The 12,255-nt window shown below is 65.4% G+C and carries 10 protein-coding genes; 3 read left to right on the forward strand and 7 right to left on the reverse strand.

The features are described from left to right. Positions 1-104 precede the first annotated feature (104 nt). Positions 105-767 (forward strand): TetR/AcrR family transcriptional regulator, encoded by a 663-nt coding sequence (locus IP83_RS13655; RefSeq protein ID WP_197274373.1) that lies wholly within the window; start codon positions 105-107, stop codon positions 765-767. 99 nt (positions 768-866) lie between these two features. Here IP83_RS13655 and sucD read toward each other — a convergent pair whose 3' ends face one another. Next, positions 867-1,751, reverse strand: a complete 885-nt coding sequence (gene sucD / locus IP83_RS13660; RefSeq protein WP_054122778.1) for a succinate--CoA ligase subunit alpha — start codon at positions 1,749-1,751, stop codon at positions 867-869. A 3-nt stretch (positions 1,752-1,754) separates the two neighbouring features. Further along, positions 1,755-2,954, reverse strand: coding sequence for an ADP-forming succinate--CoA ligase subunit beta (gene sucC / locus IP83_RS13665; protein WP_054122779.1), 1,200 nt, complete (start codon positions 2,952-2,954; stop codon positions 1,755-1,757). Positions 2,955-3,184: 230 nt separating this feature from the next. Between sucC and IP83_RS13670 the strand changes: the two genes are divergently transcribed. Further along, on the forward strand, positions 3,185-3,961 hold the full coding sequence (locus IP83_RS13670) for a 3'(2'),5'-bisphosphate nucleotidase CysQ (RefSeq protein ID WP_054122780.1): 777 nt from the start codon (positions 3,185-3,187) through the stop codon (positions 3,959-3,961). 1,036 nt (positions 3,962-4,997) lie between these two features. On the opposite strand, the gene IP83_RS13675 is transcribed toward IP83_RS13670, so the two are convergent. After that, on the reverse strand, positions 4,998-5,999 hold the full coding sequence (locus IP83_RS13675) for an aldo/keto reductase (protein ID WP_054122781.1): 1,002 nt from the start codon (positions 5,997-5,999) through the stop codon (positions 4,998-5,000). A 75-nt stretch (positions 6,000-6,074) separates the two neighbouring features. Beyond that, a complete protein-coding gene (locus IP83_RS13680; RefSeq protein ID WP_054122782.1) occupies positions 6,075-6,767 on the reverse strand; it encodes an OmpA family protein in 693 nt (230 codons plus the stop codon). Between the two features lie 157 nt (positions 6,768-6,924). On the opposite strand from IP83_RS13680, the gene IP83_RS13685 reads away from it, so the two are divergent. Next, on the forward strand, positions 6,925-8,250 hold the full coding sequence (locus tag IP83_RS13685; protein ID WP_054122783.1) for a hemolysin family protein: 1,326 nt from the start codon (positions 6,925-6,927) through the stop codon (positions 8,248-8,250). Between the two features lie 68 nt (positions 8,251-8,318). On the opposite strand, the gene IP83_RS13690 is transcribed toward IP83_RS13685, so the two are convergent. Genes IP83_RS13690 through ileS form a run of 3 tightly spaced genes read right to left on the reverse strand, consistent with a single transcriptional unit; the run spans position 8,319 to position 12,123 of the window. Then, on the reverse strand, positions 8,319-8,732 hold the full coding sequence (locus IP83_RS13690; protein ID WP_054122784.1) for a DUF3035 domain-containing protein: 414 nt from the start codon (positions 8,730-8,732) through the stop codon (positions 8,319-8,321). Next, entirely contained in the window at positions 8,732-9,253 is a 522-nt protein-coding gene (lspA, locus tag IP83_RS13695) for a signal peptidase II (protein ID WP_054122785.1), read from the reverse strand. Before lspA ends, IP83_RS13690 begins: the two co-directional genes overlap by 1 nt. Next, positions 9,250-12,123 carry an isoleucine--tRNA ligase gene (gene ileS / locus IP83_RS13700; RefSeq protein ID WP_054122786.1) on the reverse strand — a complete coding sequence of 958 codons (2,874 nt, stop codon included), beginning with the start codon at positions 12,121-12,123 and terminating at the stop codon, positions 9,250-9,252. The genes lspA and ileS overlap by 4 nt, the downstream gene beginning before the upstream one ends. Between the last annotated feature and the right edge of the window lie 132 nt (positions 12,124-12,255).

Raw genomic sequence — 12,255 nt, forward strand, 5'->3', positions numbered from 1 at the left:
ACCCTCTCCCCGCGCTGGATCGACTCAATAACGATGTTATGAGAAAGCTATACCACTGGAATTTCTCGCTGCAAGCGGGCACTTACTAAAGTATGTCGAATCGGATGACCCTCACCGCCGAACCCCCGCGTGAAGACCTCGCCGCGCGTCTGCTGGAGGAAGCGGAAGCACTGGTGCGGCGCGACGGGCCGGATGGTGTCGCCTTGCGCGAACTCGCGCGGGCCTGCGGTTCCTCCACGATGGCGATCTACACGCTCTACGGCGGCAAGCCCGGCCTCATGCAGGCGCTCTACGCCATCGGCTTCGCGCGGCTCCATGCTTATGCGCTCGAAGTCGAGGAACGCGAAGTACCGCTGCGCTGGATGGTCCGCCAGATGCTCGCCTACCGCCGCTTCGCGCTTGATCACACGGGCATGTACCGGCTGATGTTCGGCGGCGAGAAGCGCTTCTCTCCCACCGGTCGCCACAGCCAGTTCGTGTCGCTCTCCGTGCCGGTCGAAGACGCCTACCCGGCCTTTGCTGCGCTGGTCGATGCCGTCGGCACGTGCCTTGCCCACCACCGCAACACGGCGCCCGCACCCGCCGAAGTACAGGACCTCGCCTTCCTCGTCTGGGGCCAGATGCACGGCCTCGTCGGCCTTGAGATCGCGGGTTACGCCGATCCCGAAGACGCATTGCCGCGCTACCAGTCCGCCGTCCGCTTCATCTGCGCAAACATGGGCGCGGATGCCGCCGCCATAGACGCCGAAATCCGCGCCGCGAATTGACCTTTCCTGTCGGGTCGAAGGCCCGGGAATGGGCGTGCCAACAAGAAAAAGGCCGGAGGTTTCCCCCCGGCCCCGTTCTTCGTCGTCTGCGCGAGAGCCTCAGCCCTTGAGCACTTCCGCCAGCGTCTCGCCCAGCAGGCTGGGCGAGGGCGAAACGCGGATACCCGCCGCTTCCATCGCCGCGATCTTGCTTTCGGCATCGCCCTTGCCGCCCGAAACGATTGCGCCGGCGTGGCCCATGCGGCGGCCCGGAGGCGCCGAACGGCCCGCGATGAAGCCGGCCATCGGCTTCTTGCGCCCGCGCTTGGCTTCGTCGATCAGAAACTGCGCCGCGTTCTCTTCCGCGTCGCCGCCGATCTCGCCGATCATGATGATCGACTTGGTGTCCTCGTCCGCCAGGAACAGCTCGAGCACGTCGATGAAGTTGGTGCCGTTGACCGGGTCACCGCCGATGCCGACCGCAGTGGTCTGGCCAAGCCCGATGTTCGAGGTCTGGAACACCGCCTCATAGGTCAGCGTGCCCGAACGCGAGACGACGCCCACCGAGCCCTTCTTGAAGATCGAGCCCGGCATGATGCCGATCTTGCACTCGTCCGGCGTCAGCACGCCTGGGCAGTTCGGCCCGATCAGGCGCGACTTCGAACCCTGCAGCGCACGCTTCACGCGCACCATGTCGAGCACCGGAATCCCCTCGGTGATGCACACGATCAGTTCCATCTGCGCGTCGATGGCTTCCAGAATCGCATCCGCCGCGCCCGGAGGCGGCACGTAGATGCAGCTCGCGGTCGCGCCGGTCGCGGCCTTGGCTTCGGCGACGGTGTCATACTGCGGCAGGCCGATGTGGCTGGTGCCGCCCTTGCCGGGGGTCACGCCCGCGACCATCTGCGTGCCGTAGTCGAGCGCGGCCTGCGTGTGGAACGCGCCGGTCTTGCCGGTCATGCCCTGGGTGATGACCTTGGTGGCTTTGTTGACGAGAATGCTCATGGATCAGGAAACCTTCCGGACTTCGGCCACGATCTTCTGCGCGGCATCGCCAAGGTCGTTGGCGGGGACGATGGGGAGACCCGAGTTGGCAAGGATGTCCTTGCCCTGCTGCACGTTGGTGCCTTCAAGGCGCACGACGAGCGGAACCTGCAGGTTCACTTCCTTCGCGGCGGCAACGATGCCGTCGGCGATGATGTCGCACTTCATGATCCCGCCGAAGATGTTGACGAGAATGCCCTTCACCGCCGGATCGCGCAGGATGATCTTGAACGCCGCGGTCACCTTCTCGGTGGTGGCGCCGCCGCCCACGTCGAGGAAGTTGGCCGGGAATTCGCCGTTCAACTTGATGATGTCCATCGTCGCCATGGCAAGGCCCGCACCGTTCACCATGCAGCCGATGTTCCCATCGAGCTTGATGTAGGCGAGGTCGTACTTGCTCGCCTCGATCTCCGCCGGATCCTCCTCGGTCTCGTCACGCAGCGCGACGACATCGGGGTGGCGATAGAGCGCGTTCGAATCGAAGCTCATCTTGGTGTCGAGCACCAGCAGATTGCCGTCCTTCGTCTCCACCAGCGGGTTGATTTCAAGCATGTCGCAATCGAGCGCCATGAACGCGGTGTAAAGCTGCTTGGCAATCGTGGCGGCCTGCTTGTTGAGCTCGCCCGTAAGCTTCAGCGCATAGCCCACGGCGCGGCCGTGGTGCGGCATGAAGCCCTGCGCCGGATCGATCGTGATCGTGGCGATCTTCTCAGGGGTGCTGTGCGCCACCTCCTCAATGTCCATGCCGCCTTCGGTCGAGACGATCATGGCGACGCGGCCCGTGCCCCGGTCCACCACCATCGAGAGGTAGTATTCCTTGGCGATATCAACGCCGTCGGTCACATAGAGCCGGTTGACCTGCTTGCCCGCCGCGCCGGTCTGCACCGTCACCAGCGTGTTGCCCAGCATCTCCTTGGCAAACGCCTCGACTTCCTCGACCGACTTCGCCAGCCGCACGCCGCCCTTGGCGTCCGCCGGCAGTTCCTTGAACTTGCCCTTGCCGCGTCCGCCCGCGTGGATCTGCGCCTTCACCACATAGAGCGGCCCGGGCAGCTGCTTGGCGGCGGCAACCGCGTCTTCGACCGTGAGGGCAGCAATGCCCGCCGGAATGCCGACGCCGAACTTGGCGAGCAATTCCTTGGCCTGATATTCATGAACGTTCATGCGTGATCCCCGCATCAAGAGATTGAGAGCAAGCGGCGTGAACCGGCAGGTCGCGCTGCCTTAAGCACACGGCCAAGGGCTTGAAAAGGCCCCGCGCACCCCAATCGCGCCTGCACGGATGCAATCCCCGCCTGCGCACCTCGAACACCGCCGAATACGAATGCACAGATCGCGTGGATCGGCCGCCGCCCCCTTGCGCGGAAGCCGCCAAACCCGCATCGCAAAGGCCGATGATCGACTTCGACCGCTTCCGCGCCATCATGGCCGAGGCCGGACGCCTGGCCCTCGCCAGCTGGCCCGGCCACGGCCACGCGCTCGATGTGTGGGACAAGTCGCCCGGCAACCCCGTCTCCGCCGCCGATCTCGAGGTCGATACATACCTCAAGCGGGAACTCGGGCTCTTGCTGCCCTCCGCCGGATGGCTCTCGGAGGAAACCGTCGATGATCCCGCCCGCCTCGCCAAGGGCCTGTGCTGGCTGGTCGATCCGATCGACGGCACGCGCGATTTCGTGCGCGGCCGCCCCGGCTGGGCCGTCTCCGTCGCGCTCGTGTCCGAAGGCCGCCCCCTCATCGGCGCGCTCGATGCCCCCGCGCGCGGCGAATACTGGCAGGCCATCGCCGGCCAGGGCGCCACCCGCAACGACCTCCCCCTCACCGCCAGCAGCCGCCGCGAACTCACCGGCGCGCGCGTCCCCGCCGACGCCCTCCCCCGCATCGACCACGATCTCGTCCTCGTCGACAAACCCAACTCCATCGCCCTGCGCATCGCCATGGTCGCCGCCGACGAAGCCGACCTCCTCGCCACCCTGCGCTGGGGCTACGAATGGGACATCGCCGCCGCGACGCTGATTGCGCGCGAGGCCGGCGCTGCCGTCAGCGACGCCTTCGGCGCGCCCTTGGCCTATAACAAGCGCGATCCGCGTGCGTTCGGGCTGCTGGCGGCGGCACCTGCAATCCATGCGGCGGCGGTCGACCGGCTGGCCGAGCGCGCGAGCCGGATGGCGTAGAAAGAGGCCTCCGGCGGGCAAGGGCCATCGCCCTTGCATCCCTGAGTTTTGGGGCGGTTTTGGTGGAAGGCGGAAAACAACCGGTCTCCAAATCAGCAGCCAGCAGGCGGTGACTCCCACCAGCGGCTCGACTACTATAAGCTAGGGATCCGGGAGGAAGCCGAACATGCTGCAACCAAGAAAGAAGTTAGCGATATCCGCCGCGCTCTTCGCATTAATCTCCGCATGTACTTCGTCCCCATCACAGGACCAGCAGCGTTCAAATGATGCGGTCGATGCCGCATATCGCGTTTGCAATGCTATGAGGACTACAAATCTCGTCAGCAGATGTGATGTAAGCGGCTGGAATTCATCTGTCGATGTTCGCATTGATACTAATGCGAGGGAGGCAATAAAAATGTGTAGCTCCTCGGTCGCACTCGTATCGCAGTACACGCCGTCGCTTTCTGGACGATGGAAGCTGCGGATACTTTCGCCGTTTAGCGGCGAAAACGTGCTTGCTGAGTGCCCGTTTTAAGCCAAGGATAGGCCGTGGCCCACTTCCGCGGGGGAGCGAACGCAGTCGCTCGAATCTATTCATACTGACTTGGCTACCCGCCACCACACAAAATCGTCGGCCCGGACTTGATCCGGGCCTTGGCTTTTTTTCGGGCGCTGCGCCGGAAGAACAGCCCAACCCCGTGTCAAGCACGGGGTGACGGGGATGGAAGGCGGGAAATGCCTTTGATATCCACACTTCGTCATTGCGACCCCGGCCTTGAGCCGGGGGCAGCAATCCAAGGCGGTGTTGCGCGGCTCTGGATTGCTTCGCTACGCTCGCAATGACGAGATGGAAGGGTGATCGGGATGCAAGGGCGATGGCCCTTGCCCGCCGGAGGCAAATGCCCCCTTTCTTCGTCATTCCCGCGAAGGCGGGAATCCAGAGCGGCGTAGCGCCACCGGGCCCTGGATCCCCGCCTTCGCGGGGATGACGAGGGTGGGCGGGGATGACGAGGGTGGGCGGGGATGACGAGGGGATGAAATCAGGCGGGACGCCTCAAGCCGCCTCGAACTCTTCCGTATCGATCGTCGCCTGCATCACCGGCCCATAGCGGTGCCCCGCCACGGTCTGGTGGTTGATCAGCGCATCCACCTCGGCCACCAGCGCCGCCGAAGGTTCCCAATCCCACCGCGCGATGTTTTCGGCGAGGTGATCCTGCTGCGCAGTGCCGGGGATCGCCACGACACGCGGGCCCCGCGCCAGCACCCAGCCGAGCGCCAGCTGCGCCGCCGTCACGCCCTCGCGTGCCGCCAAAGCCGCGAACTGTTCGGCAAGGGTCAGGTTGTGCGCCCAGTTCTCGCCCTGGAAGCGCGGCATGTTCGGCCGGATATCGCCCTTGGGCATGGCCGCCGGATCGGGCCGCTCGTCAACGAGCAGGCCACGGCAAACCGGCGAGAACGCCACGAAGGTGATCCCCAGCTCGCGGCAGGTCTCCAGCACCGCGATTTCCGGATTGCGCGTCATCGGCGAATACTCGGTCTGCAGCGCCGCGATGGGATGCTCGGCATGCGCGCGGCGTACCGTCTCGGCGGACATTTCGGAAAGGCCGATCCCGCCGATCTTGCCCTCGCGCACCAGATCAGCCAGCGCGCCCACCGATTCCTCGATGGGCACGGTGAAATCGCGGCGGTGGAGGTAGTAGAGATCGATGTGATCAGTCTTGAGCAGGCGCAGCGAGGTTTCGAGCGCGCCCCTGATCGTCTCGGGCTTGCAATCGATCCGCCGCGCCTTGCCGTCGACGATGATGCCGGTCTTGCTGGCGAGGAAGAACTTGTTGCGCTGGCCCGAAAGCGCTTCGCCGATCAGCGTCTCGTTGTGGCCATCGCCATAGATCCGCGCGGTATCGAGGTGGTCGTAGCCAAGATCGAGTGCGCGGGCGAGCAGGCTCTTGCCGTCCTCGTCGCTCGGCGGCGTGCCATAGGCCCAGCTCAGCGACATGCAGCCAAGGCCGATGGGGTTGGTCTCGCGACCGGCGATCGTGCGGCGAGTGAAAGTCATGGAAATGCTCCTCTTCGCAAGGAGCGATGCCAGCCGGGCTAACGCTTCGTCAACCCGGCTGGCATGTCGTATCGACTACTGCCCCTGGCGCGCGCGGGCGACGTCATCCTGCGAAACCGGCACGATCTTGATTTCCACGCGGCGGTTGGCCGAGCGGCCTTCCTCGGTCGCGTTCGAGGCAATCGGCTGGCTCTCGCCAAGGCCCTGGCTGCGGATGCGCGCCGCCGAAACCCCGCGCGAGGAAAGGTAATCGGCGACCGCGCGGGCGCGGTTTTCCGAAAGCGTCTGGTTGTACGCGTCCGAACCGGTCGAATCGGTGTGGCCGTAAACGTCGATCAGCGAATCCGGATACTGCACCAGGCTCTGCGCGACCTTGTCGAGCGTGTCGCGGAAGCCGGGCTTGATCACCGTGCTGTCGGTATCGAAGGTCACGCCATTGGGCAGGTTGACGAGGATCGCCTTGCCGCCGTCCACCGGGCTCACATCGACGCCAGTACCAGCGGTCTGCTCGCGCAGCTGCTTGATCTGCTTGTCATAGGAATAGCCGATGGCTGCCCCCGCGACGCCGCCGATGCCCGCGCCGATGATGCGGCCCGTGCCGCCGCCGATCAGGCCGCCGAGCAGCAGACCCGCCAGCGCGCCGCCGCCGGCGCCGATGGCCGTGCGCGAAACCTTCTGCTGGCCGGTGTTGGGATCGGTCACGCAGGCCGAAAGGCTGACGAGCGAGACAGCGCAGAGGCTGGAAACAAGAACGCGCCTGATCTTCATGATACTTCCCCTGTGAACGGTCCCTCGTCCGAGGGTTCGTTGCATTGTACTGTCACCGCCAAAAACGGTTACGGTCCGCATCTTCGTCCTAACATCCTGAACGCCACCCGAATAGCAGCACTTCGCGCGCGCGTTCAAATCTGCTAGCGACCTTGGGGTGACCCCGTATCCTTGGCCCGACGCCCTCATCATCCTTGGGCTGGTCGTCCTCAACGCCCTGTTTTCCATGACAGAACTGGCGATTGTCTCGGCACGTCCCGCCCGCCTCAAGGTTGCGGCCGAAGGTGGCAGCGCGGGCGCGAAACTGGCGCTCGAACTGGCCGCAGACCCCGGCAAGCTGCTTTCGACCGCGCAGATCGGCATCACCCTCATCGGCATCATCGCAGGTGCGTACTCCGGTGCCAGCCTCGGCGGGCCGACCGGAGAACGCCTCGCCGCGCTCGGTGTTCCGGCCGAATGGGCCGAGACAGCGGGCTTCATGCTGGTGATCGCGGCGACGACTTACCTCAGCCTCGTGATCGGCGAACTCGTGCCCAAGCAGCTCGGTCTGCGCTTGGCCGAACCCATCGCGATCATTGCCGCGCGCCCCATGCAGCTCATGGCTCAGGCCACCGCGCCGCTCGTCTGGCTGCTGAACAGCTCCTCCGTGCTGATCCTGCGCCTGTTTGGCATGCACCGTCAGCAAGAGCAGGACGTGACGGCGGAGGAACTCCACATGATCTTCGCCGAGGCCACCCGCTCCGGCGTGATCGAGGAAGACGAGCGCGCGCTGATGACCGGCATCATGCGCCTCGCGGAGCGCCCGGTGCGCGAAGTGATGACCCCGCGCACCGAACTTCACTGGATCGAGCGCCGTGCGCCCGAGGCGGACCTGCGCGCCGCGATTGCCGACAGCCCGCATTCGCTGCTGCTCGTGGCGGACGGCTCGGTCGACAACGTCGTCGGCGTGGTCAAGGTCCGCGATGTGCTCTCGGTGCTCCTGCGCGGCCGCAAGGTCATGCTCAGCCGGTTGATGAAGAAGCCCGCGATCGTGCCCGACCAGCTCGATACGATGGATGCGCTGCGCGTGATCCAGCAGGCCGAAGTCGCCATCGCGCTGGTGCATGACGAGTATGGCCACCTCGAAGGGATCGTCACCCCGGCGGACCTGCTCGATGCCATCGTCGGCAATTTCGTCGCGCATGGCGATGAGGGCGATGCACCGATGATCGTCGAGCGCGAGGACGGCTCGCTGCTGCTCTCGGGCGCGCTCCCCGCCGACGCACTGGCCGACCGCCTGTCGATCGAGCTGCCCGAAGACCGCGACTTCGCCACAGCGGCCGGCTTTGCACTATCCGTGCTGAAGCGCCTGCCGAGCGAGGGCGAGCACTTCCACGATCAGGGCTGGCGCTTCGAAGTCGTCGACATGGACGGCCGCAAGATCGACAAGCTCCTCGCGAGCAAGGTCAAGCCGACGCCCGCTGTAGCGATGCTCGACGGCTGAAGTTCCTCTCCATTTTTGCGAAGCACAAATGGGGAGGTGGCAGCCCGAAGGGCTGACGGAGGGGTTCTTCAGCCCGCCGTGCTGGCCTGCGCCTCGCGGCCGTCGCCTTCCGGCGCGGCGAGGATATCGCGCAGCGTCGCGCCCTTGGCCACGGTCTTGGTCTTGGGATCGCCGACGACGCTGCGGATGCCGACGGCCGACGCGCCCGCCTTGCCCAGCGCATCGGTTTCCACCGCGCTGCGCGGGGCCGGGCCACCGAACAGGGCATCGAGCGCCTGCTTCGAGCTGTCGAGATCCTGCGGACGCGGCGCGCCGGGGTTGGGCGGCATCAGCGAGAAATCGGGCGGCACCACCAGCGGCGCCTGGCGGCTGACGGCGAACTCATCAGGCCGGATGCGGTTGAACAGCGAGCCCCCCTGCGAGCACGCGCCGAGCAGCATGGCGCCACCGGCAAGCATCAGGATCGAGGTCGACTTACGCATCAAACAGTCTCCGTGGCGGTATCATGGTCAGCATCCGCCGGCTGGGCGGGCTTTTCGCGCGAAAGCAGCGACCGGGCAAGCAGTATCAGCACGCCAAAGGTTATCGCCGCATCGGCGAGATTGAAGATCAGGAACGGGCGCCATTCGCCGATATGCAGATCGGCATAGTCGATCACATATCCGCGCACCGCCCGGTCGTAGATATTGCCCAGCGCCCCGCCGAGCACGAGCGCCAGCGCGAGGATCTCGCCCAGCACCTTCTCGCGCAGCATCCACACGGCGACGCCGAGCGCGATCGCGCCGGTCATCCCCAGCAGCGCGAACTTCATCTCGCTCGAATCCGCGGTGAACATGCCGTAGGAAACGCCGCGGTTCTCGGTCCAGCGCAGATCGAAGAACGGCAGCAGCTTGATCACGCCGACCGCCTGCAGCTGCAGCGGCCCCGCCATCAGCGCCTTGATCGCGCGGTCGATCCCGAACACGCCGAGCGCCAGCGCAAATCCGGCGAGGCGGTTCCTCACGCGTCGATCCCCGCCACGACTTCGTCACAACGCGCGCACAGCGCACCGTCCTCGGTCACTTCCGGCAAGTGCCGCCAGCAGCGGCCGCACTTGTGGTGGGAGGTGGGCACGATCTCCACCGCATCGCCCTGCCCGCGCGTCACTTCCGCGGTGATGAACAGTTCGGCGAGATCGCCTTCCGGCGCGCCGACCGGCACAACGACTTCGGCCTGCAGGCTCGATCCGATGACCTTGTCGCGCCGCAGCGGCTCGATCGCTTCGGTCACCGTGTTGCGCAGCGCGCGCAGGCCCTCGAACCGTTCGGCGAGCGCGGCATCGCGCCATTCCGCCGGCAGTTCCCGCAGCGCTTCAAGATGCACGCTGCCCCGGTCCGGGAAGCGCGAGGTCCACACTTCCTCGCTGGTGAACACCAGCACCGGCGCCGCATAGCGCACCAGCGCGTGGAACAGCACATCGAGCACCGTGCGATAGGCGCGCCGCTTGGGGTCCGTCGGCGCGTCGCAATAGAGGCAGTCCTTGCGGATATCGAAGAAGAACGCCGAGAGGTCCTCGTTGCAGAAATCGATCAGCACGCGGGTGTAGGTGTTGAAATCGAAGTCGTTGATCGCCTGCCGCAGCGCGCTGTCCAGCTCCGCCAGCCGGTGGAGCATATAGCGCTCCAGCTCCGGCATATCCGCCGCGTCGACGCCTTCCGCCTCGTGGTCGTACCCCTCCAGCGCGCCCAGCAGATAGCGGAACGTGTTGCGCAGCTTGCGGTACTGGTCCGCCACGCCGCCGAGGATTTCCTTCCCGATCCGGTGGTCCTCGGTGAAATCGACCGAAAGCGCCCAGAGCCGCAGGATATCCGCGCCATATTCCTTCATCAGGTCAATGGGCGAGATCGTGTTGCCCAAGGACTTGGACATCTTCATGCCCTTGGAATCCATGGTGAAACCATGGGTCAGCACCGCCTTGTAGGGCGCATGGCCGCGCGTGGCGCAGGCTTCCAGCAGCGAGGACTGGAACCAGCCGCGATGCTGGTCGCTGCCTTCGAGATAGAGATCGGCATGCGGGCCGGTGTAGCCTTCCGGGCGCAGCAGATCGGGCCACTTGCCCGATTCGAGCACGAAGGCATGCGTGCTGCCGCTATCGAACCACACGTCGAGAATGTCGGTGACGCGCTCGTAATCCTCGAGCTTGTAGTCAGCGCCCAGATACTCCTGCGCGCGCTCCTCGGACCACGCATCGACGCCGCCTGCACGCACAGCCGCCACGATCCGCGCGTTGACCGCGGGATCGTTGAGGTACTGGCCGGTCTTGCGGTTCACAAAGAGCGTAATCGGCACGCCCCACGCGCGCTGGCGCGAAAGCACCCAGTCCGGCCGCCCCTCGACCATCGCGCCGATGCGGTTGCGGCCCTTTTCGGGCACGAAGCGCGTTTCGGCGATGGCCTGCACCGCGATCTGGCGCAGAGTGGCGCCCTGCGTCTCGACTTCGCTCGACGCGAACGGTTGGGGTTGGGTGTTCTTTTCTCCGTTCGTGTCGAGCGAAGTCGAGACACCATGCACAATCGGCCGATCCATCGGCACGAACCACTGCGGCGTGCAGCGATAGATCACCTTGGCCTTCGAACGCCACGAATGCGGGTAGGAATGCTTGTAGTCGGCAGAGGCAGCCACCAGCCCGCCAGCCTCGCGCAGCGCCTCGCAGATCGGCCCGTCCGGCGCATTGAACTTGGGATTGATCACCGAGCCCTGCCCGCCGAGCCATGCCCAGTCCGCGCGGTACTTGCCATCACCCTCGACCGCGAACACCGGCTCGATCCCGTGCGCCTTGCACAGCGCAAAGTCGTCCTCGCCATGATCGGGCGACATATGGACAAGGCCCGTGCCGCTGTCGGTCGTGACAAAATCGCCGGGCAGCATGGGGCGCGGCTTGGCGAAGAACCCGCCGAGTGCGTGCATGGGATGGCGGCAGATGGTTCCGGCTAGGTCGGAGCCTTTTACTGCGTGTAGAGGTACGAACTCGTCGGCCCAGCGCGCACCAACTGTGCCAAGCAGCTCAAGTGCAATGACGTATGTCCTTCCGTCGTCAGTCCGACGTCGGCAAAGGCGATACTCAACCTCCGGCCCATAAGCCAAAGCCTGATTCACCGGAATCGTCCACGGCGTCGTCGTCCAGATCACCGCATGAGCGCCAACCAGTTCGGCAATCGGCGACTCAACAATCTCGAACGCCACGTCGATCTGGGTCGAGACGATGTCCTCGTACTCGACCTCGGCCTCCGCCAGCGCGGTCTTCTCCACCGGCGACCACATCACCGGCTTCGCGCCGCGATAGAGCTGGCCGCTCTCGGCAAACTTCAGCAGTTCGGCAACGATGGTGCCTTCCGCTTCCGGGTCCATCGTCAGATAGGGATGGTCCCAATCGCCCTGGATGCCAAGGCGCTTGAGCTGCTCGCGCTGCACGTCCACCCACTTCTGGGCATAGGCGCAGCATTCGGCGCGGAATTCTTGCGCGGGAACCTCGTCCTTGTTCTTCTTCTTCTTGCGGTACTCTTCCTCGACCTTCCACTCGATGGGCAGGCCGTGGCAATCCCAGCCGGGCACATAGGGCGCGTCACGCCCAAGCAGGCTCTGCGTGCGGCACACCATGTCCTTGAGGATATGGTTCAGCGCGTGGCCGATATGCATGTCGCCATTGGCATAGGGCGGGCCATCATGGAGGATGAACTTCTCCGCCCCCCGGCGCGCATCCCGCAACTTCCGGTAGAGCCCCTCATCCTGCCAGCGCGCGAGAATGCCCGGCTCCTTCTGGGGGAGGCCGGCCTTCATCGGGAAATCGGTCTTCGGCAGGAAGACGGTCGAGCGGTAGTCTGGAGCTTCGGTCATGATCGGCGGGCCTTAGCCTTAGCGCCCGCCTAGCGCAATTTGGTTCGCACGGACCCGGAACCTCCCCCTCCGTTCGTGTCGAGCGAAGTCGAGACACCACACGGAGCGCTTGGTGTCTCGACTTCGCTCGAC

This window comes from Novosphingobium sp. AAP93, assembly GCF_001296055.1.
GTDB lineage: Bacteria > Pseudomonadota > Alphaproteobacteria > Sphingomonadales > Sphingomonadaceae > Novosphingobium.

Coding starts and splice junctions, on each gene's coding strand:
- IP83_RS13655 (WP_197274373.1), top strand. CDS start 105: ATGACCCTCACCGCCGAACCCCCGCGTGAAGACCTCGCCGCGCGTCTG.
- sucD (WP_054122778.1), bottom strand. CDS start 1,751: ATGAGCATTCTCGTCAACAAAGCCACCAAGGTCATCACCCAGGGCATG.
- sucC (WP_054122779.1), bottom strand. CDS start 2,954: ATGAACGTTCATGAATATCAGGCCAAGGAATTGCTCGCCAAGTTCGGC.
- IP83_RS13670 (WP_054122780.1), top strand. CDS start 3,185: ATGATCGACTTCGACCGCTTCCGCGCCATCATGGCCGAGGCCGGACGC.
- IP83_RS13675 (WP_054122781.1), bottom strand. CDS start 5,999: ATGACTTTCACTCGCCGCACGATCGCCGGTCGCGAGACCAACCCCATC.
- IP83_RS13680 (WP_054122782.1), bottom strand. CDS start 6,767: ATGAAGATCAGGCGCGTTCTTGTTTCCAGCCTCTGCGCTGTCTCGCTC.
- IP83_RS13690 (WP_054122784.1), bottom strand. CDS start 8,732: ATGCGTAAGTCGACCTCGATCCTGATGCTTGCCGGTGGCGCCATGCTG.
- ileS (WP_054122786.1), bottom strand. CDS start 12,123: ATGACCGAAGCTCCAGACTACCGCTCGACCGTCTTCCTGCCGAAGACC.